This window comes from Streptomyces sp. NPDC020958 (assembly GCF_055562175.1).
In genome coordinates this window covers 175,112-193,568 of record NZ_JBVHFU010000010.1, presented here as the reverse complement: position 1 = coordinate 193,568, position 18,457 = coordinate 175,112, and the positions used below count along the sequence as shown (strand labels likewise).

General features: G+C 72.9%; 21 protein-coding genes. 14 read left to right on the top strand and 7 right to left on the bottom strand.

Going from position 1 to position 18,457, the window contains the following annotated elements:
- Positions 1–19 precede the first annotated feature (19 nt).
- The 3 genes from hisF (at position 20) to ACZ3KP_RS26860 (ending at position 2,741) form a co-directional block, all read left to right on the top strand.
- Complete coding sequence (gene hisF / locus ACZ3KP_RS26870) at positions 20–775, top strand: imidazole glycerol phosphate synthase subunit HisF (RefSeq protein ID WP_132886231.1); 756 nt, start codon at positions 20–22, stop codon at positions 773–775.
- A gap of 118 nt (positions 776–893) precedes the next feature.
- Entirely contained in the window at positions 894–1,481 is a 588-nt protein-coding gene (locus ACZ3KP_RS26865; RefSeq protein WP_467502285.1) for an ArsR/SmtB family transcription factor, read from the top strand.
- 15 nt (positions 1,482–1,496) lie between these two features.
- A complete protein-coding gene (locus ACZ3KP_RS26860) occupies positions 1,497–2,741 on the top strand; it encodes an MFS transporter (RefSeq protein WP_467502283.1) in 1,245 nt (414 codons plus the stop codon).
- A 6-nt stretch (positions 2,742–2,747) separates the two neighbouring features.
- Here the strand turns inward: ACZ3KP_RS26860 and ACZ3KP_RS26855 are convergent, their stop codons facing one another.
- Together ACZ3KP_RS26855 and ACZ3KP_RS26850 are read right to left on the bottom strand one after the other, a co-directional pair.
- Positions 2,748–3,146: a VOC family protein gene (locus ACZ3KP_RS26855; RefSeq protein ID WP_467502281.1), complete on the bottom strand. Its 399-nt coding sequence runs from the start codon at positions 3,144–3,146 to the stop codon at positions 2,748–2,750.
- Positions 3,147–3,156: 10 nt separating this feature from the next.
- Positions 3,157–3,792, bottom strand: coding sequence for a TIGR03085 family metal-binding protein (locus ACZ3KP_RS26850; protein WP_358975665.1), 636 nt, complete (start codon positions 3,790–3,792; stop codon positions 3,157–3,159).
- Positions 3,793–3,865: 73 nt separating this feature from the next.
- On the opposite strand from ACZ3KP_RS26850, the gene hisI reads away from it, so the two are divergent.
- The 11 genes from hisI to lgt all read left to right on the top strand — a co-directional run bounded on the left by hisI (position 3,866) and on the right by lgt (position 12,817).
- Complete coding sequence (gene hisI, locus ACZ3KP_RS26845; protein ID WP_467502279.1) at positions 3,866–4,297, top strand: phosphoribosyl-AMP cyclohydrolase; 432 nt, start codon at positions 3,866–3,868, stop codon at positions 4,295–4,297.
- A gap of 11 nt (positions 4,298–4,308) precedes the next feature.
- Complete coding sequence (locus ACZ3KP_RS26840; protein WP_358975659.1) at positions 4,309–5,796, top strand: anthranilate synthase component I; 1,488 nt, start codon at positions 4,309–4,311, stop codon at positions 5,794–5,796.
- Between the two features lie 72 nt (positions 5,797–5,868).
- Positions 5,869–6,513, top strand: coding sequence for a TIGR02234 family membrane protein (locus tag ACZ3KP_RS26835; protein WP_467502278.1), 645 nt, complete (start codon positions 5,869–5,871; stop codon positions 6,511–6,513).
- Between the two features lie 145 nt (positions 6,514–6,658).
- Positions 6,659–6,916 (top strand): HGxxPAAW family protein, encoded by a 258-nt coding sequence (locus ACZ3KP_RS26830; protein ID WP_467502277.1) that lies wholly within the window; start codon positions 6,659–6,661, stop codon positions 6,914–6,916.
- A gap of 80 nt (positions 6,917–6,996) precedes the next feature.
- Positions 6,997–7,446, top strand: coding sequence for a DUF2752 domain-containing protein (locus ACZ3KP_RS26825; protein WP_467502276.1), 450 nt, complete (start codon positions 6,997–6,999; stop codon positions 7,444–7,446).
- 145 nt (positions 7,447–7,591) lie between these two features.
- A complete protein-coding gene (trpC, locus tag ACZ3KP_RS26820) occupies positions 7,592–8,401 on the top strand; it encodes an indole-3-glycerol phosphate synthase TrpC (protein WP_467502275.1) in 810 nt (269 codons plus the stop codon).
- 21 nt (positions 8,402–8,422) lie between these two features.
- A complete protein-coding gene (trpM, locus tag ACZ3KP_RS26815) occupies positions 8,423–8,593 on the top strand; it encodes a tryptophan biosynthesis modulator TrpM (RefSeq protein WP_467502274.1) in 171 nt (56 codons plus the stop codon).
- Between the two features lie 137 nt (positions 8,594–8,730).
- Positions 8,731–10,014 (top strand): tryptophan synthase subunit beta, encoded by a 1,284-nt coding sequence (gene trpB / locus ACZ3KP_RS26810; RefSeq protein WP_467502272.1) that lies wholly within the window; start codon positions 8,731–8,733, stop codon positions 10,012–10,014.
- On the top strand, positions 10,011–10,829 hold the full coding sequence (gene trpA, locus ACZ3KP_RS26805) for a tryptophan synthase subunit alpha (protein ID WP_467502271.1): 819 nt from the start codon (positions 10,011–10,013) through the stop codon (positions 10,827–10,829). The genes trpB and trpA overlap by 4 nt, the downstream gene beginning before the upstream one ends.
- A 114-nt stretch (positions 10,830–10,943) precedes the next feature.
- Entirely contained in the window at positions 10,944–11,720 is a 777-nt protein-coding gene (locus ACZ3KP_RS26800) for a DsbA family protein (protein WP_467502270.1), read from the top strand.
- 92 nt (positions 11,721–11,812) lie between these two features.
- Positions 11,813–12,817 (top strand): prolipoprotein diacylglyceryl transferase, encoded by a 1,005-nt coding sequence (lgt, locus tag ACZ3KP_RS26795; RefSeq protein ID WP_467502269.1) that lies wholly within the window; start codon positions 11,813–11,815, stop codon positions 12,815–12,817.
- A 57-nt stretch (positions 12,818–12,874) separates the two neighbouring features.
- On the opposite strand, the gene ACZ3KP_RS26790 is transcribed toward lgt, so the two are convergent.
- Genes ACZ3KP_RS26790 through ACZ3KP_RS26770 form a run of 5 tightly spaced genes read right to left on the bottom strand, consistent with a single transcriptional unit; the run spans position 12,875 to position 18,450 of the window.
- The gene (locus tag ACZ3KP_RS26790; RefSeq protein ID WP_467502267.1) at positions 12,875–13,696 is read right to left on the bottom strand and encodes an HpcH/HpaI aldolase/citrate lyase family protein; all 822 of its coding nucleotides are present in this window, start codon (positions 13,694–13,696) and stop codon (positions 12,875–12,877) included.
- Positions 13,693–14,895, bottom strand: coding sequence for a CaiB/BaiF CoA transferase family protein (locus ACZ3KP_RS26785; protein WP_467502266.1), 1,203 nt, complete (start codon positions 14,893–14,895; stop codon positions 13,693–13,695). The genes ACZ3KP_RS26790 and ACZ3KP_RS26785 overlap by 4 nt, the downstream gene beginning before the upstream one ends.
- On the bottom strand, positions 14,892–15,785 hold the full coding sequence (rbsK, locus tag ACZ3KP_RS26780; protein WP_467502264.1) for a ribokinase: 894 nt from the start codon (positions 15,783–15,785) through the stop codon (positions 14,892–14,894). The genes ACZ3KP_RS26785 and rbsK overlap by 4 nt, the downstream gene beginning before the upstream one ends.
- Positions 15,782–17,287, bottom strand: a complete 1,506-nt coding sequence (locus ACZ3KP_RS26775) for an ADP-ribosylglycohydrolase family protein (RefSeq protein WP_467502262.1) — start codon at positions 17,285–17,287, stop codon at positions 15,782–15,784. Before ACZ3KP_RS26775 ends, rbsK begins: the two co-directional genes overlap by 4 nt.
- Positions 17,275–18,450, bottom strand: a complete 1,176-nt coding sequence (locus ACZ3KP_RS26770; RefSeq protein WP_467502261.1) for an ADP-ribosylglycohydrolase family protein — start codon at positions 18,448–18,450, stop codon at positions 17,275–17,277. The genes ACZ3KP_RS26775 and ACZ3KP_RS26770 overlap by 13 nt, the downstream gene beginning before the upstream one ends.
- Positions 18,451–18,457 lie beyond the last annotated feature (7 nt).

Genomic DNA, 18,457 nt, shown 5'->3' with positions numbered 1-18,457 from the left:
ACAGAGGAGCCGTGGATTCATGACCCTGGCGGTCCGAGTCATCCCCTGCCTGGACGTGGACAACGGCCGGGTCGTCAAGGGCGTGAACTTCCAGAACCTGCGCGACGCGGGCGACCCGGTCGAGATGGCCAAGGTGTACGACGCGGAGGGCGCCGACGAGCTGACCTTCCTGGACATCACCGCGTCGTCCGGCAACCGGGAGACCACCTACGACGTGGTGCGCCGCACCGCCGAGCAGGTGTTCATCCCGCTGACGGTCGGCGGTGGCGTCCGTACGGCGGAGGACGTCGACAAGCTCCTGCGCGCCGGCGCCGACAAAGTGGGCGTCAACACGGCGGCCATCGCCCGCCCGGACCTCATCCGGGAGATCGCGGAACGTTTCGGCCGCCAGGTGCTGGTCCTGTCGGTCGACGCCCGCCGCTCCGAGTCGGGCTCCTTCGAGGTGACCACCCACGGCGGCCGCCGCGGCACCGGCATCGACGCGGTCGAGTGGGCGCACCGGGCGGCCGAACTGGGGGCGGGGGAGATCCTGCTCAACTCGATGGACGCGGACGGCACCAAGGACGGCTACGACATCGAGATGATCACCGCGGTCCGCAAGCACGTCACGGTCCCGGTCATCGCCTCCGGGGGCGCGGGCGCGCTCGCCCACTTCCCCCCGGCGGTCTCGGCGGGCGCGGACGCGGTGCTCGCGGCGTCGGTCTTCCACTTCGGCGACCTGAGGATCGGCGAGGTGAAGCAGACCCTGCGGGAGGCGGGCCACCCCGTGCGGTGACGCCGTCCCGAGCCTGAGCCCCGGCGTCGGCGCCGGGGCTTTTCGCCGGGCGAATGCGAAAGGAAAGTTGCGCAAAATCTGTTGCGCAATTTTTCTTTCCGGATTTAGGGTCGTGGGCATGGCAAGCACGGAGCACCGCCGGATCACCGACGTGGGCACGCTGAAGGCCTTCGCCCATCCGCTGCGCGCGGACCTCTACCGGCTGCTGTTCCTGGAACGGACCGCCACGGCCTCGCAGCTCGCCGAGCGCGTGGACGAGGCCGTCTCCCTGGTCAGCTACCACCTGCGCAAGCTGGCCGAGCACGGCCTGATCGAGGAGGCGCCGCGGCAGTCCGCGGACGGACGGGAGCGCTGGTGGCAGCCCGCCTCGGACGGGGTGACCATCCGGGACGCCGACTTCCGCGACGATCCCCAGAAGGCCGCGGCCCACCTCGCGGCCACCCGGCTCTTCCACGAACAGCGCGCCGACCGCTACCGCCGCTACCTGGACGAACGTCCCGCCTGGACTCCCGAGTGGAACGCCGCGGCCATCGACAGCGAGTTCCTGCTGAGCCTGACCTCGGAGGAACTCGCCGCGCTGAAGGGGGAGTTGGACGCTGTGCTCTACAAGTACGCCGAGCGGGGCCGGGCCGCCGCGGCGGACGGCGACAGCGAGGGGCGCGAGAACGTCGCGCTGTACACGTACGGCTTCCCGTTCCGCCTCTGAGAAGGGCTCACCCCCGTGACCGCGACCGTCTTACCCGCCGCCCCCACGGCTCACCGCCCCGCCCACCGTGACCCCAACGTCCTGCGCTGGCTCGCCGCCTACGCCTCCTCCATGGTGGGCGACAGCGTCTACTACGTGGCCCTCTCCTGGGCCGCCGTGCAGGCCGGCTCGCCCGCGCAGGCGGGGGTCGTGATGTCCGTCAGCGCGCTGCCCAGAGCCGTGCTGATGCTGTTCGGCGGGGTGGTCGCCGACCGGCTGGGGCCGCGCCGGGTCGTCATCGGCAGCGACGCGGTGCGCTGCGCGGCCGTGCTCGCCGTGGCCGCACTCCTGTTCCTGACCAGCCCCGGCCTGTGGCCCCTGGCTCTGCTCGCCTTCGTCTTCGGCGCCGTCGACGCCGTGTTCATGCCCGCCGTGGGCGCCCTCCCCGCCCGCGTGACGACCCGCGACCAGCTCGCCCGCGTCCAGGGCATGCGCGGCCTCGCCATCCGCTGCGCCCTCGTGGTCGGCGCCCCCCTGGGCGGCCTCGGGGTCGCCGTCGGCGGCGCGGCGGGCGCGTTCGGTCTGGCCGGACTGCTCATCGCCGTCTCCGTCCCCCTGCTGATGTCGGTACGGGTACGGGAGCTGCCCACCGGGGACCGCACCGTCACACCGACCGCGTGGCAGGACCTGCGCGCCGGACTCGCCTACATCCGCCGCCACCGGGTCATCGCACCGCTGATCCTGGCCATCGCACTCGGCGACCTCGGTTTCGTCGGCCCCCTGAACGTCGGGCTCACTCTGCTCGCCGACCGGCGCGGCTGGGGTGCCGCCGGCATGGGCTGGGTGCTTGCCGGATTCGGCGCCGGTGCCGGGTGCGCCTCGCTGCTGCTGACCGTCCGCGGCCGGCTGCCGCGCGCCGGGCTGGTCGCCGCGTACACGATTCTCGCCGGGGCGGTCGCGATCGGCGCCCTCGCCTTCGTGCCGAATCTGGTCGGCGCCGTGGGGGTGGCCGTGCTGGTCGGCTTGCTCGCCGGACTGAGCGGTGCGATGTGCCAGGCGCTGCTCCAGACCCAGGCAGAACCCGCCTGCCTGGGACGCGTCACCGCCGTGTCCGGACTCGTCAGTCTGGGCCTCGCCCCGCTGACCATGCCCGTCTCGGCCGCCGCCGTCGGTGAATTCGGGATCATCCCGGTGTACGTCGTCAGCGCCGCCGTCTGCGGGCTCGGTGGGATCGTCGCCCTGGTCGCGCCGGCGCTGCGCCGGGCCGAGCTGCCCCGCTGAGGCTGCTCAGGCCTTCGGCTGGGCCAGCTGGACGAGGTTGCCGACCGTGTCGTCCAGGACGGCCGCGATCACCGGGCCCTGCTCCTGCGGCTCGTGCGTGAACCGGACGCCGAGGGCGCGCAGCCGGTCGTACTCGGCCCGGATGTCCGCCACCGAGAAGACGATGGCCGGGAGCCCCGCCTCGTACACGGCCTTGCGGTACGGCTCCGCGATGGGGCCGTCACCGGGCTCCAGGAGCAGCTGGAGGTCCGGCTGGGCACCCTCGGGCGCGCCGACCGTGACGAAGAGGGTGCCGCCGCCGAGGTCCAGGTGGGTGCGGGTCTCGAAGCCGAGGACGCCCGTGTAGAAGGCGTGCGCCTTCGGCACGTCGTCCACGTACACGTTCGTCATCGCGACCTTGATCATCACGCTCTCCTCAGATGCCCAGCTGCCTCGACTCGGTCAGCTGGGCGATGGCGTTCTCGTCGCCGTCCACGTCGACCTTCGCCGCGCTCTGCCGGCCGAAGGCGAACATCAGCAGCTCGGAGGGCTCGCCGGTCACCGTCACCACGGGGGTGCCGCGGTGGGCGACGGCCGTCTGCCCGTCGGGACGGCGCAGCACCAGCCCGGTCGGCACCCCCCGGCCCAGCAGCCGGGCGGTGCGCTCCAGACGGGACCACAGGGCGTCCTGGAAGACCGGGTCCAGCTCACGCTGCGACCAGTCCGGCTGGGCCCGGCGGACGTCCTCCGCGTGGACGTAGAACTCCACGGTGTTGGCCGCCTCGTCCACCTGCTTGAGCTGGAAGGGGGAGAAGCGCGGCGGACCGGTACGGATCAGCTGGATCAGCTCCTCGTACGGCTTCGCGGCGAACTCGGCCGTCGTCTTCTCCAGACGCGGCGCGAGCGCCTTGATCATCGTGCCCCCGGCGGCGTCCGGCCGGCGCTCGCGGACCACCACGTGCGCGGCCAGATCGCGGGTCAGCCAGCCCTCGCAGAGGGTCGGCGCCTCGGGACCGGCGGTCTCCAAGAGGTCGGCGAGCAGGAGCCGTTCACGCTTGGCGAAGGTCGACATGGGATCAGCCTACGACCACACTCACCGTCCGGACAGTGGACACGGTCCGTGACTGTCGGTGCCGCGCGGCACAATGGCAGGCATGACCAGTACGACCGGTACGACGGGCGCGTCCCCGTCCGGTGGCCTCGCCCCGGAGATCGCAGCCCGCCTCAAGCGCAGTGCCGACGGCCTGCTGCCCGCCATCGCCCAGCAGTACGACACCGGCGAGGTGCTGATGCTCGGCTGGATGGACGACGAGGCGCTGCATCGGACCCTCACCACCGGACGCTGCACCTACTGGTCGCGCAGCCGCCGGGAGTACTGGGTCAAGGGCGACACCTCCGGCCACGTCCAGTGGGTGAAGTCGGTCGCGCTGGACTGCGACGCCGACACGGTGCTGGTCAAGGTGGACCAGGTGGGCGCCGCCTGCCACACCGGCGACCGGACCTGCTTCGACGCCGACGTGCTGCTCCCGGGCGGCGGTGACGGCGCCGATTCCGGCCCGCCCGCCTCGGATCAGTAAGGTCTGCCGCCATGGACCTCGAGACCTTCCGCAAGCTGGCGACCGACCGGCGTGTCATCCCGGTCACCCGCACGCTCCTCGCCGACGGCGACACCCCGGTCGCGCTCTACCGCAAGCTCGCCGCCGAACGCCCCGGCACCTTCCTGCTGGAGTCCGCCGAGAACGGCCGCACCGCCTTCCGCTGGTCCCGCTACTCCTTCGTGGGCGTGCGCTCCGCCGCCACCCTCACCGCCCGCGACGGCCAGGCCCACTGGCTCGGCACCCCGCCGGTCGGCGTCCCCGTCGACGGCGACCCGCTGGCCGCCCTGCGCGCCACCATCGAGGCCCTGCACACCCCCCACACGGAGCACCTGCCGCCGTTCACCGGCGGCATGGTCGGCTACCTCGGCTACGACATCGTGCGCCGCCTGGAGAAGATCGGCCCGGGGGAGCGCGACGACCTGAAGCTGCCCGAGCTGACCATGCTCCTCACCAGCGACCTGGCCGTCATGGACCACTGGGAGGGCTCGGTCCTGCTGATCGCCAACGCGATCAACCACAACGACCTCGACACGGGCGTCGACGAGGCCTACGCCGACGCGATCGCCCGCCTCGACGCGATGGAGGCCGACCTCTCCCGCCCGGTCGCCCAGCCGCCCGCCGTGCTGCCCCCTTCCGAACTCCCCGAGTACACGGCCCTGTGGGGCGGCCCCGACTTCCAGACGGCCGTCGAGGACATCAAGGAGCGCATCCGCGCGGGCGAGGCCTTCCAGGTCGTCCCCTCGCAGCGCTTCGAGACCCCGTGCACGGCGAGCGCCCTGGACGTCTACCGGGTGCTGCGGGCCACCAACCCGTCGCCGTACATGTACCTGTTCCGCTTCGAGGGGTTCGACGTCGTCGGCTCCTCCCCGGAGGCGCTGGTCAAGGTCGAGGACGGGCGGGCCATGGTGCACCCCATCGCCGGCACCCGGCCGCGCGGGGCCACCCCGCAGGAGGACCAGGCCCTCGGCGACGAGCTGATGGCGGACCCCAAGGAGCGCGCCGAGCACCTGATGCTCGTCGACCTCGGCCGCAACGACCTGGGGCGGGTCTGCGAGCCGGGCTCCGTCGAGGTCGTCGACTTCATGTCCGTCGAGCGGTACTCGCACGTCATGCACATCGTCTCGACGGTCACCGGAAAGGTCGCCGAGGGCCGCACCGCCTTCGACGTCCTCACCGCCTGCTTCCCGGCCGGCACCCTCTCCGGCGCCCCGAAACCCCGGGCGATGCAGATCATCGACGAACTGGAGCCGTCCAGGAGGGGGCTGTACGGCGGCTGCGTCGGCTACCTGGACTTCGCCGGCGACTCCGACACCGCGATCGCCATCCGCACCGCCCTGCTGCGCGACGGCACCGCGTACGTCCAGGCCGGCGCGGGCATCGTCGCCGACTCCGACCCGGTGGCCGAGGACCAGGAGTGCCGCAACAAGGCGGCGGCGGTGCTGCGCGCCGTACACACGGCCAACCGACTGGGCAAGTAGGCGCCCGGGCCCGGCGAATGGGGTGCTTCTCACCCCACCCCGGGTGACCGTTCGCCCCGGGTTCAGGCGATAGTGGAGTACGTGACTGCTGTTCCTCACCCCTCTTCCGAAGCCGCCGCACCCGAGCGGTCCGGCCGCCGCAGCCTCGCGGCGGCGCTGCTGCTCGGTGCGCTCGGCGCGGCCGTGGCCCTGCTCTCCACCCGGCAGCGCTGGGCGGAGGGCACCGCGACGGTGGCCGGCGGCGACTTCCCGCTGACCGCGAAGGGCAGCGACGTCACGGGTGTTCCCGCGGCCCTCGCGATAGTGGGCCTCGCCGCGCTCGTCGCCGTCTTCGCCGTCCGCAGGGCCGGTCGCTCCGTGGTCTCCGGGCTGCTCGCGCTCTCCGGCGCCGGGATCACCGCGGCCGCGCTGCTGGGCGCCTCCGACGACTCCGCGCTCGACGAGAAGGCCGCACAGGCCAGCGGCGACACCTCCGCCACGATCGACGCCCTCAGCCACACCGGCTGGCCGTACGTCGCCGCGGTCGGCGGCGCGCTCATCCTGGTCGCCGGACTGCTCGCGCTGCGCTACGGCCGACTGTGGCCCGCGATGTCCGGGCGCTACGAGCGCGGCACCGGCGCGGACCGCCCGCGCCGCGCGCCGAAGCCGGTGGACCCCGATCGTCCCGAGGACATCTGGAAGGCGCTGGACCGGGGAGAGGACCCCACCGGGGCGTAGCGCGCCGGTGTGGCGAATCAGACGCCACCCCCGCTCATCGCACAGGTGCTCGTACGGGACAATGGACGACGAGCGTCCGGAAGGACACGTACGAGCTCGCACGGACGGCCCGTACGACACGCACCAGTCAAATGAGGAGCAAGTCATGGCGGGCAGCAGCCACGGTCACACCCCGGCCGCCTGGACCGGCGTCACCATCGCCTTCATCGGTTTCTGCGTAGCCGGTGCCTTCATGGTGATGGCGCAGCCGGTGGGCTTCTGGGCCGGAATGGTGATCGTGCTTCTCGGTGGCGTGGTCGGCATGATCATGCGCTCCATGGGCCTCGGCCAGCCGAAGGGCTCCGGCGCGCTCCGGCACACCGCCCCGGCCGTCACCCCGGAACCGGCCGGCGCCAAGAGCTGACCCGCACCTCTTCCCGAGAGGGGCGCTCCCGAGAGGTCGGGGGCGCCCCTCTCGCGCGTGCGGCGACCGTACGGGGCACAATGCGAGGCGTGAACGCCGACAGCCCCAGCACAGCCGCCGCCCCGGTGCCGCCCTCGCTGCGCGGGCGGCTGGCCGTGCCCGCGGGGGTGCTGGCCGCGGTGGCCGGGGCCTTCGCCTACGTCGGCACCGTCGACCCCAACCAGCCCGGCCACTACCCGGTCTGCCCGCTCTACCGGCTCACCGGCCTGTACTGCCCCGGCTGCGGCGGCCTGCGCAGCGCGCACGCGTTCGTCCACGGCGACTTCCTGGCCGCGCTCCAGGACAACGCGGCCGGAGTCGTCGCGTACCTGGCCTTCGCCGTGGTGTGGACCGTCTGGGTGGCACGCGCGGTCCGCGGCCGGCCCGCCCGGATCGAACTGAGACCGGTGCAGATGTGGAGCCTCGGCGCGCTGGTGCTGGTCTTCACGATTGTCCGGAACCTGCCGTTCGGTGGCTGGTTGCATCCTTGATCAACTATGGAAAGTCCAGGTAGTGGGACCACGGAAGCATCGATGCGAGGACTGCGCCGTCCTGCGGATACCATCGGATTGACCATGAGTTCTTTACTTGTGGGATTGACCGCCTTGAAGAACCGTCCGGAAGGGGGCCGCTCGCGTGAGTGTGCTCGACGAGATCATCGACGGAGTCCGTGCCGACCTCGCGGAGCGGCAGGCGCGCGTCAGCCTCGACGAGCTCAAGGAGCGCGCGGCGAAGGCGCCCGCCGCCAAGGACGGCGTGGCCGCGCTGCGCGGTGAGGGCGTCAAGGTCATCTGCGAGGTCAAGCGTTCCAGCCCGTCGAAGGGCGCGCTGGCCGCGATCGCCGACCCGGCCGGACTCGCCGCCGACTACGAGGCGGGCGGCGCGGCCGTCATCTCGGTCCTGACCGAGCAGCGCCGCTTCGGCGGTTCGCTGGCCGACCTGGAGGCGGTCCGGGCCCGGGTGGACATCCCGGTGCTGCGCAAGGACTTCATCGTCACGTCGTACCAGCTGTGGGAGGCCCGGGCGTACGGCGCCGACCTCGCGCTGCTGATCGTCGCCGCCCTCGAACAGCCGGCCCTGGAGTCGCTGATCGAGCGCGCCGAGTCCATCGGCCTCACCCCGCTCGTCGAGGTCCACGACGAGGACGAGGTCGAGCGCGCGGTGGACGCGGGTGCCAAGATCATCGGCGTCAACGCGCGCAACCTGAAGACCCTGGAGGTCGACCGCGCCACCTTCGAGCGCGTCGCCCCCGAGATCCCCGAGAACCTCGTCAAGGTCGCCGAGTCCGGCGTCCGCGGCCCGCACGACCTGATCGCGTACGCCAACGCGGGCGCCGACGCGGTCCTGGTCGGCGAGTCCCTGGTGACGGGCCGCGACCCCAAGTCGGCGGTGGCCGACCTGGTGGCGGCCGGCGAACACCCCGCACTCCGGCACGGCCGCCCCTGACCACCCGCTAGGCTGACCCCGATGACTCCCACGGTGACGACGGCAGTGGACCGGTACGCCCGCCTGGCGCGCGGCTGCCGCCCACGCGGTTGCCGTGCGCCGGCCCGCCGAGTCCACGGCCGCCGCGTCCGCTACGTCATCGGCGACGAACCGGGCCAGGTGAACGGCCGCCGATGGCAGCGCGCCCTTTAGGGGCGCGGGGCTGTATCTGATGTGCGGCTACCGCCGCGCGGGCGCGAGCAACCGCTGACGGCTCGCAGTCACCGAACACATCTCCGCCCCCACGGCGAACAGTGACTTTTCACACGCACTCACCGTGAGGTTCTGGCATGCCCAGCGATTTCTTCTTCCCTGACCCCACCGGTCAGGTGCCCTCGCCCGAGGGCTACTTCGGCGCCTTCGGCGGCAAGTTCATCCCGGAGGCGCTCGTCGCCGCCGTGGACGAGGTCGCCGTCGAGTACGACAAGGCCAAGCACGACCCCGAGTTCGCCCGAGAACTCGACGACCTCCTGGTCAACTACACCGGCCGCCCCAGCTCCCTCACCGAGGTCCCCCGCTTCGCGGAACACGCCGGCGGCGCCCGCGTCTTCCTCAAGCGCGAGGACCTCAACCACACCGGCTCCCACAAGATCAACAACGTGCTCGGCCAGGCCCTGCTCACCAAGCGGATGGGCAAGACCCGGGTGATCGCGGAGACCGGTGCCGGCCAGCACGGTGTCGCCACCGCCACCGCCTGCGCCCTGTTCGGCCTCGACTGCACCATCTACATGGGCGAGATCGACACCCAGCGGCAGGCCCTGAACGTGGCCCGGATGCGGATGCTCGGCGCCGAGGTCATCGCCGTGAAGTCCGGCAGCCGCACCCTCAAGGACGCCATCAACGAGGCGTTCCGCGACTGGGTGGCCAACGTCGACCGCACCCACTACCTCTTCGGCACGGTCGCGGGACCCCACCCCTTCCCGGCCATGGTCCGTGACTTCCACCGGGTCATCGGGGTCGAGGCGCGTCGCCAGCTCCTGGAGCGCGCCGGCCGCCTCCCGGACGCCGCGATCGCCTGCGTCGGCGGCGGCTCCAACGCCATCGGCCTCTTCCACGCCTTCATCCCCGACGAGACCGTCCGCCTCATCGGCTGCGAGCCCGCGGGGCACGGCATCGAGACCGGCGAGCACGCGGCCACCCTCACCGCCGGCGAGCCCGGCATCCTGCACGGCTCCCGGTCCTACGTCCTCCAGGACGACGAGGGCCAGATCACCGAGCCGTACTCGATCTCCGCCGGCCTCGACTACCCCGGCATCGGCCCGGAGCACTCCTACCTCAAGGACTCCGGCCGCGGCGAGTACCGCGCGGTCACCGACGACGCGGCCATGCAGGCCCTGCGTCTGCTCTCCCGCACCGAGGGCATCATCCCGGCCATCGAGAGCGCGCACGCCCTCGCCGGCGCCCTGGAGGTCGGCAGGGAACTCGGCGAGGACGGGCTGATCGTCGTCAACCTCTCCGGGCGCGGCGACAAGGACATGGACACCGCCGCGCGCTACTTCGGGCTGTACGACACCGACGCCGAGGTGGCCGCCGACGCCACCGCCACCGCCGAGATCGAGGGGGACGCCAAGTGAGCGGGAACATCCAGTTGCTGTCGGACACCCTCGCCGGTGCCAGGGCCGAGGGCCGCGCCGCGCTCATCGCCTACCTGCCGGCCGGGTTCCCGACCGTGGACGGCGGCATCGACGCCGTCAAGGCGGTCCTGGACGGCGGAGCCGACGTCGTCGAGGTCGGGCTGCCGCACAGCGACCCGGTCCTGGACGGCCCGGTCATCCAGACCGCCGACGACATCGCCCTGCGCGGCGGCGTGCGGATCGCGGACGTCATGCGCACGGTCAGGGAGGCCCACGAGGCCACCGGCAAGCCGATCCTCGTCATGACGTACTGGAACCCCATCGACCGCTACGGCGTCGAGCGGTTCACCGCCGAGCTGGCCGAAGCGGGCGGCGCCGGCTGCATCCTGCCCGACCTGCCGGTCCAGGAGTCGGCACTGTGGCGGGAGCACGCCGAGAAGCACGGCCTCGCGACCGTCTTCGTGGTGGCGCCCAGCAGCAAGGACGAACGGCTCGCCACGATCACCGCGGCGGGCAGCGGCTTCGTCTACGCGGCGTCGCTGATGGGTGTCACCGGTACGCGTGAATCCGTCGGCGCCCAGGCCGAGGAGCTCGTGGAGCGCACCCGCGCCACCGGCACCGCGCTGCCCGTCTGCGTCGGCCTCGGCGTGTCCGACGCGGTCCAGGCCGCCGAGGTCGCCCGCTTCGCCGACGGGGTGATCGTCGGCTCGGCCTTCGTGAAGCGGATGCTGGACGCGCCGGACGACGCGGCCGGCGTGACGGCGGTCCGGGAACTCGCCGGGCACCTCGCGAAGGGCGTGCGCGGACAGGCGTAGCGCGGTGGCCCGGTCGCCGATCGGGCTACGGGCACGACAGAACATTCGGTCACTCGAACGGGTGGACCTGGGACCGGGGAGGCGCGGTGCGCCTCCCCGGTTCGTTCTGGGGGTGTGAGCGAGAAGAATCGTGACGGAAAGCGGATGGCCCGCGAGCGGCTGGCGGTCGAGCGCGAGAAGCAGAAGGCCGCGGACAGGCGACGACGGGCGCTGATCGTGGGCGCGAGCGTCGTCTGCGTCCTCGGCCTGGCCGCGGTGATCGGCGTCGTCGCCGCGAACGCGGGCAAGGACAAGAAGAGCGAGAGCTCCGGGCCGGTGGTGGCGCCGTCGGGCGCGCAGGGCAAGGACAGCCTCGCGATCCCGGTCGGCACGGACGGCGCCAAGGCGACGCTCACCGTCTGGGAGGACTTCCGCTGCCCGGCCTGCCGGGCCTTCGAGACGGCCTACCGGCCCACGCTCCACGAGCTGGTCGACTCCGGCAAGCTCAGGATCGAGTACCACCTGGCCACCCTCATCGACGGAAACCTCGGCGGCAGCGGCTCCCGGCAGGCGGCCAACGCGGCTGCCTGCGCCCAGGACGCCGGGAAGTTCCGCGACTTCCACGACGTGCTGTACGAGAACCAGCCCGAGGAGACCGACGACGCCTTCGCCGACAGCGCCAAGCTGATCGGGCTGGCCGGCAAGGTCAAGGGCCTCGACACGCCGGCCTTCCGCACGTGTGTCGACAACGGCACGCACACCGCCTGGGTCGTGAAGTCGAACCAGGCCTTCCAGGCGGGCAGGTTCAGCGGCACGCCCACCGTCCTGCTCGACGGCAAGAACATCTACCAGGACCAGACGATGACCCCGGCCAAACTGAAGCAGCTGGTCGAGGACGCGAACAAGGGGTAAGGCGGAGCAGGCGATTCTCACGCCCCTGTTATGGAGCCGTAGCCGGGCTGGTTGCCGTCGCCCCGGTCCGGCACGGTAGCGTCGACCCTGCCATGGAATATCTTGCCTACATTCCCAGCCCTTCGCGCGGAGTGATCCACCTCGGTCCCATTCCGCTGCGCGGCTACGCGTTCTGCATCATCATCGGTGTCTTCGTAGCCGTCTGGCTCGGAAACAAGCGCTGGATCGCCCGCGGCGGGCGAGCCGGCACCGTGGCCGACATCGCGGTATGGGCCGTACCGTTCGGCCTGGTCGGCGGGCGTCTGTACCACGTGATCACGGACTACGAGCTGTACTTCAGCGCGGGCCGTGACTGGGTCGACGCGTTCAAGGTCTGGCAGGGCGGCCTCGGCATCTGGGGCGCGATCGCCCTCGGCGCGGTGGGCGCGTGGATCGGCTGCCGGCGCCGGGGCATCCCGCTCCCGGCCTACGCCGACGCCATCGCCCCCGGTATCGCCCTCGCCCAGGCCTGCGGCCGCTGGGGCAACTGGTTCAACCAGGAGCTGTACGGCCGCGAGACCCATCTGCCGTGGGCCCTGCACATCACCTCCTCCGAGGGCGGCCGGGTCCCGGGCTACTACCACCCCACGTTCCTGTACGAGTCGCTGTGGTGCATCGGCGTCGCCTTCCTCGTGATGTGGGCCGACCGCCGCTTCACCCTCGGACACGGCCGGGCCTTCGCCCTGTACGTCGCCGCGTACTGCGTGGGCCGCGGCTGGATCGAGTACATGCGCGTCGACGACGCCCACCACATCCTCGGTCTGCGGCTCAACGACTGGACCGCGATGATCGTGTTCCTGCTCGCGGTGCTGTACATGGTGCTCTCCGCGAAGAAGCGGCCGGGCCGGGAGGCCGTGGTGGAGCCGGGCGCCGCCGACGACGGGACCGACGGAGCCGCTGCGGCCGACGGTGCCGTCGAGACCGGGGAGGCTCCCGAGGCGACGGCTGCCGGGAGCGAGCCGGAAGCGGAGCCCGGAGCGGCGTCGGACGACGCGGCCGAGGACGGGTCCGGCGAGGTCAAGGACGGAGCCGGAGCGGCGCCGACCAAGAAGAGCTGACCTTCGGCAGACGACGAAGAGGGCGCCCGAGACCATCTCGGGCGCCCTCTTCGCATGTCACCTGTGGGTGGCCAGGGACAGGGTTCTGCGGGCCGCCGCCACGACCGCCGCGTCGATGAACCTGCCGTCCGGGAGGGCCTGGGCGCCCTGTTCCGCGGTGGCCGCCTTGGTGATCGTTTCCGCCTGTTCCAGTTCCGCCTCCGTGGGGAGGTAGGCCCGCTCGATGATCGGCAGCTGGCGGGGGTGGATGGCGGCGCGGCCCAGGAAGCCCAGGGCGCGGCCGTGCGCGCAGGAGGCGGCCAGGCCGCCCAGGTCACGGGTGTCGGGGTGTACCGACTGGGGCGGCGGGGCCAGGCCCGCCGCCCGTGCGGCGACCACGATCCGCGAACGGGACCAGTCCAGGCCGACGTCGTCCCGTACGCCGAGGTCGGCCCGTAGGTCCGCCTCGCCCAGGGAGATGCCCCGCAGGGCGGGATGGGCGGCGGCGATGGCGTAGGCGTGTTCGATGCCGAGGGCCGATTCGAGGAGTGCGTACAGCGGCAGGGCGGTGGTCCGGGCGGTGACGTGCTGGATGTCGGCCGGGCCGGTGACCTTGGGCAGCCGCAGGCCGCCGAGGCCGGGGAGGCCGAGCAGGGCCGTCAGGTCGGCCTCGGCCCAGGGGGTGTCCAGGCTGTTGATCCGGACGTGCACCGGGACCGGCTGGCGGTGGGTGAGCAGTTCGGCGGTGGCGGCGCGGGCGTAGTCCTTGCGGTCGGGGGCGACCGCGTCCTCCAGGTCGATCACCACCACGTCGGTGCCCGACACCAGCGCCTTGGTGACGACCCGCGGCCGGTCGCCCGGGACGTACAGCCAGGTCAGGGGGAACGCCACCGTGGTCATACGGCGCCCTCCTCGCGCAGGGCCCGCAGCTGTGCCCCGGTCAGGCCGAGCTCGGTGAGGACCGCGTGCGTGTCGGCGCCGTGCGGGCGGCCCGCCCAGCGGATCGCGCCGGGTGTCGAGGAGAGCCGGAAGAGGACGTTCTGCATGCGCAGCGGACCGAGTTCGGGGTCGGGGACGGTGGTGATCGTGTTCAGCGCCTGGTACTGCGGGTCCTCCATGACGTCCCGGACGTCCTGGACGGGCGCCACCGCCGCCTCCGCCTTCTCGAACTCGGCCAGCACCTCGGCACGGGAGCGGGCGGCGACCCAGTCGCCGACGGCCGCGTCGAGGACGTCGGCGTGCGCGGCGCGCTCGGCACCCGTCGCGAACCACGGCTCGTCGATCAGCTCCGGGCGCCCGACCAGCCGCAGCACGCGTTCCGCGACCGACTGGGCCGAGGTGGAGACGGCGACCCAGTCGCCGTCCGCCGTGCGGTAGGTGTTGCGCGGGGCGTTGTTGGCGGAGCGGTTGCCGGTGCGCTCCTGGACGTAGCCGAGCTGGTCGTACCAGGTGGGCTGGGCGCCGAGGACGGTCAGGATCGGCTCGATGATCGCCATGTCGACGACCTGGCCCTCGCCGGTGCGGTCCCGGCCGGCGAGCGCGGTCAGGACCGCGTACGCCGTCGCGAGCGCCGCGATGGAGTCGGCCAGGCCGAACGGCGGCAGCGTGGGCGGGGCGTCGGGTTCGCCGGTGATCGCCGCGAACCCGCTCATCGCCTCGGCGAGGGTGCCGAAGCCGGGGCGGTGGGCGTAGGGGCCGAACTGGCCGAAGGCGGTGACCCGGGTCAGGATCAGGCGCGGGTTCGCCGCGGACAGCTCCTCCCATCCCAGGTCCCACTTCTCCAGCGTGCCGGGGCGGAAGTTCTCGATGACCACGTCGGCGGTCGCGGCGAGCTTCAGCAGCGTGGCGCGGCCCCCGGGCTTGGACAGGTCGAGGGTGATGGCGCGCTTGTTGCGGCCGAGCACCTTCCACCACAGGCCGACGCCCTCCTTGGCCGGGCCGTGCCCCCGGGAGGGGTCGGGCTTGGCGGGGTGCTCGACCTTGACGACATCGGCACCGAAGTCACCGAGCAGGGTGGCGGCGAGGGGCCCGGCGAAGAGGGTGGCGAGATCCAGGACGCGCAGCCCGCCGAGGGGCCCGGGCGGTGTCGTCGTCCTCATGCCGTGTACTGGGCGTCGATCTCCGGGCGGTACGGCATCGATGTCGACGCCCCCTCCCGCTGGACGGCGAGCGCGGCCGCGGCGGCGGCCCAGGACAGGGCCTCGCGGACCGGTTTCTCCTCGGCCAGGGCCACCGCGAGCGTCCCGACGAAGGTGTCGCCGGCCCCCGTCGAGTCGACGGCGGTCACCCGGGGCGCGGGAATCACCAGGGGCGCGGCGTCACGGGTGAGGTAGAGGCTGCCGGCCGCGCCGAGCGTGACGACGACCTGGGGCACCAGGCCGAGCAGGGCGGCGGCGGCATCACGCGGGTCGGTCCGGTCGGTGAGGGCGGCCGCCTCCCGTTCGTTGGCCACCAACAAGTCGATGTTCTCCAGGAGTTCGGGGGGCAGGGGGCGGACGGGGGAGGGGGTCAGGACGGTGCGGACACCGTGCCTGCGGGCGGCCTGGGCACCGGCGACGACCGCGGGGAGCGGGATCTCCAGCTGGAGGAGCAGGGTGTCCGCGGAGGCGATGACGCCCTCGTCGCCCGGGGCGAGATGGTCGACGGTGCCGTTCGCGCCGGGGACCACGACGATCGCGTTGCCGCCCTCGTCGTCCACGACGATGTGCGCGGTACCGGAGGGGCACTCGATCGTGCGCAGCGAGTCGGTGTCCACACCGGAGTGTTCGAGGGTCTCGCGCAGCCGGGCGCCGTAGGAGTCGTGGCCGACCGCGCCGATCATCGAGACGGTGGCGCCGGCGCGGGCGGCGGCGATCGCCTGGTTGGCGCCCTTGCCACCGGGGATCGTACGGAACTCCCGTCCCGGCACGGTCTCGCCGAGCCGGGGGGCCTTCTCGGCGTACGCGACGAGGTCCATGTTGGTGCTGCCGAGTACGGCGATATGGGTCATGGGCGGGTCGCCTCCAGGTGGGTGAGGTGGGCGAGGGCGTCGAAGCCGGTGCCGTCGAAGCCGGCGACGGAGGTGGCGAGTCGGTTCTTGAGCGGGGTGGTCCAGCGGTCCGGGAGGGCGTCGGGGTCGCCCGCGAGCAGCCCGGCGACGGAGCCGGCGGTCGCGCCGTTCGAGTCGGTGTCCCAGCCGCCGCTCACCGCACGGGTGACGGAGCCGCTGAAGTCGCCGTCGGCGTGGGTGAGCGCGGCGGTGAGCAGAGCGGTGTTGGGGATGGCGTGCACCCAGTGGTGGGTGGGGGAGTGGACGGCGTGGAGTGCGTCGACGACGGTGTCGAAGTCGGCGTGGCGTTCGGCGAGCCGGATCGCGTGGTCGATCGCCATCGCCAGCCGGGAGTGGGGCGGGACGACGGACCGGCCGGAGCGCAGACAGGCGTGGACGTCGTGGGTGCCGGTGGCGGCGGTCGCGATGACGGCCGCCGTGAACATCGCCGCGTAGACGCCGTTGGCCGTGTGGGTGAGGGTGGCGTCGCGATGGGCCTGTTCGGCGGCGGCGGCCGGGTCGCCGGGGTTGGTCCAGCCGTGCACGTCGGCGCGGATCAGGGCGCCGATCCACTCCCGGAAGGGGTTGCGGTGGCGGGCGGTGCCCGGGGGTTCGACGCCACTGAGCAGGTTGCGGTAGGCGACGCGTTCGGCGGTGAAGGTGCGGCCGGCGGGGAGTTCGTCGAGCCAGAGGGCGGCCACGTCGGAGGTGGTGAAGTCCTTCGTGTGGCGTTGGAGCAGGAGGAGGTTGAGGAGGGGGTAGTTGAGGTCGTCGTCCTCGGGCATGCCGTCGATGTTCTCGGCGAGGGAGGTGGGTGCCGAGCGGCGGTTCCAGGGGTGGGCCAAGAGGAGTTCGGCGGGGACGCCCCGGGCGGTGAAGTAGCGGTTCAGGGGCCAGTTGCCGGTGGCGCGGGCGAGGTCGCGGACGGCGTGCAGGGGGAGCTTCTCGACGGGTTTCCCGAGCAGACACCCGACGGCACGGCCGAGCCAGGCGGCGTGGTAGGCGCGGGCGGGCGGGGGCTGGGGGGTCCCCCACGCTCGGCTTCGCTCGCGCGGGGGGACCCCCATCGCCCCGGCGGCACGACTGCCCGCGGGCAGCGCCCCGGCAGGGGCGCGGGGAACTGCGCGATCGGCCACATCGCACCCGCAGTCGCACGACGGCCCGCACCGCCCTCCCCGTGGCGCGTCCGGCCACTCAGGACACAGCGCCTTGATCGCGGCCAGATCCGTCGGCTCGTTCAACCGACTGGGCAGGTCCGCGAGTTCGTCGAGCAGGTCCTCCGCCAGCTGGCGCAGGTAGCGGGACGCCCGGTCCGGTGACGCCCCGGCTCGCGCGGGCGCGTCCCCACCCCCCGCCGCCCGCCAGCGCGCAGCGATCGCCGACGGCTCCCGTCCGTCCTGCCGGGCCTGGCGCAGCTCGTGGCCCAGCAGGTCCTCCGGCTGGACCCAGGTCAGTCGGAGCAACTCGGGCCTCCGAGGCGGGAGAAGGACTGCTCGTGGGCGCGGCGGCGTCCGACGTCACGGGCGAAGACCTCCCGGGCCACCCCGGCCAGGACGCGCGGCGGCTCCCAGAGGTCGAGACGGCTCGCCTCCGCCACCCGCTTCGACCACTCCTGCGGCACCGGCGAGCCGAGCGCCCCGGCGACCGCGCCCGCCATCGTCGCGATGGAGTCGCAGTCCCGGCCGTAGTTGACGGAACCGAGCACGGCCCGCCGGTAGTCGCCGTCCGCCACCAGCACCATGCCCAGTGCGACGGGGAGTTCCTCGATGGCGTGCAGCCGGGAGGGGCGGCGGGCGCCGAGCGAGGGGGACCGGTAGTCGGGGCCCACCGTGTCGTACGGGGCGACCGCCTCCCGCAGGGGGGTGAGCGCCGACTCGAAGTCGGAGTGGCGCGCGGCCACTTCACAGACCCGTTCGACGGCCTCGCGCGTGCCGTCCTTCGCCAGCGACAGGCAGGTGCCGACGACCGAGTCCGGGGTCGCCCCCGGCGAGGCCGCCGCCGCCACCGCCGCCGCGAAGACGCCCGCCGCCTCCCTGCCGTACGACGACTGGTGGGCGCCCGCGACGTCCAGCGCCTCGTGGTACGCGGCCCGCGGGTCGGCCGCGTTGACCAGGCCGACCGGGGCCATGTACATCGCCGCACCGCAGTTGACGATGTTGCCGACGCCTGCCTCCCGTGGGTCGACGTGGCCGTAGTGCAGGCGCGCCGCCAGCCATTTCTCGGCGAGGAAGACACGGTGCAGGGGGAGGGTCTCCGTCTCCAGCTCGGGGATCCAGCGCGGGGTGGTCATCAGGTCCGGGACCAGGTGCTCGGCGATCGCGTACGCGTCGAGGTGGTCGCGGACGCGGTCGTACACCCGTACCAGCGCATGGGTCATCAAGGTGTCGTCGGTGACGTGCCCGTCGCCCTTGTGGTACGGCGCGACGGGGCGGGCGGTGCGCCACTGATCGCCGTGCCAGGGGCCGACGATGCCGTGCACGCGGCCGCCGTGGCGTTCGAGGATCTGGTCGGGGGAGTAGCCCTCGACCGGGCCGCCGAGGGCGTCACCGACGGCGGCGCCGACCAGGGCCCCGGCGATCCGTTCGTCGAGGGAAGCGCCGGTGCTTTCTTCTCCTATGGGCGTCATGCACCGA

What these genes read in the sequence shown, in the direction of transcription:
- hisF (WP_132886231.1), top strand. Translation starts at nt 20, where the DNA reads ATGACCCTGGCGGTCCGAGTCATCCCCTGCCTGGACGTGGACAACGGC.
- ACZ3KP_RS26865 (WP_467502285.1), top strand. Translation starts at nt 894, where the DNA reads ATGGCAAGCACGGAGCACCGCCGGATCACCGACGTGGGCACGCTGAAG.
- ACZ3KP_RS26855 (WP_467502281.1), bottom strand. Translation starts at nt 3,146, where the DNA reads ATGATCAAGGTCGCGATGACGAACGTGTACGTGGACGACGTGCCGAAG.
- ACZ3KP_RS26850 (WP_358975665.1), bottom strand. Translation starts at nt 3,792, where the DNA reads ATGTCGACCTTCGCCAAGCGTGAACGGCTCCTGCTCGCCGACCTCTTG.
- hisI (WP_467502279.1), top strand. Translation starts at nt 3,866, where the DNA reads ATGGCAGGCATGACCAGTACGACCGGTACGACGGGCGCGTCCCCGTCC.
- ACZ3KP_RS26840 (WP_358975659.1), top strand. Translation starts at nt 4,309, where the DNA reads ATGGACCTCGAGACCTTCCGCAAGCTGGCGACCGACCGGCGTGTCATC.
- ACZ3KP_RS26830 (WP_467502277.1), top strand. Translation starts at nt 6,659, where the DNA reads ATGGCGGGCAGCAGCCACGGTCACACCCCGGCCGCCTGGACCGGCGTC.
- ACZ3KP_RS26825 (WP_467502276.1), top strand. Translation starts at nt 6,997, where the DNA reads ATGCGAGGCGTGAACGCCGACAGCCCCAGCACAGCCGCCGCCCCGGTG.
- trpM (WP_467502274.1), top strand. Translation starts at nt 8,423, where the DNA reads ATGACTCCCACGGTGACGACGGCAGTGGACCGGTACGCCCGCCTGGCG.
- trpB (WP_467502272.1), top strand. Translation starts at nt 8,731, where the DNA reads ATGCCCAGCGATTTCTTCTTCCCTGACCCCACCGGTCAGGTGCCCTCG.
- lgt (WP_467502269.1), top strand. Translation starts at nt 11,813, where the DNA reads ATGGAATATCTTGCCTACATTCCCAGCCCTTCGCGCGGAGTGATCCAC.
- ACZ3KP_RS26790 (WP_467502267.1), bottom strand. Translation starts at nt 13,696, where the DNA reads ATGACCACGGTGGCGTTCCCCCTGACCTGGCTGTACGTCCCGGGCGAC.
- ACZ3KP_RS26785 (WP_467502266.1), bottom strand. Translation starts at nt 14,895, where the DNA reads ATGAGGACGACGACACCGCCCGGGCCCCTCGGCGGGCTGCGCGTCCTG.
- rbsK (WP_467502264.1), bottom strand. Translation starts at nt 15,785, where the DNA reads ATGACCCATATCGCCGTACTCGGCAGCACCAACATGGACCTCGTCGCG.
- ACZ3KP_RS26770 (WP_467502261.1), bottom strand. Translation starts at nt 18,450, where the DNA reads ATGACGCCCATAGGAGAAGAAAGCACCGGCGCTTCCCTCGACGAACGG.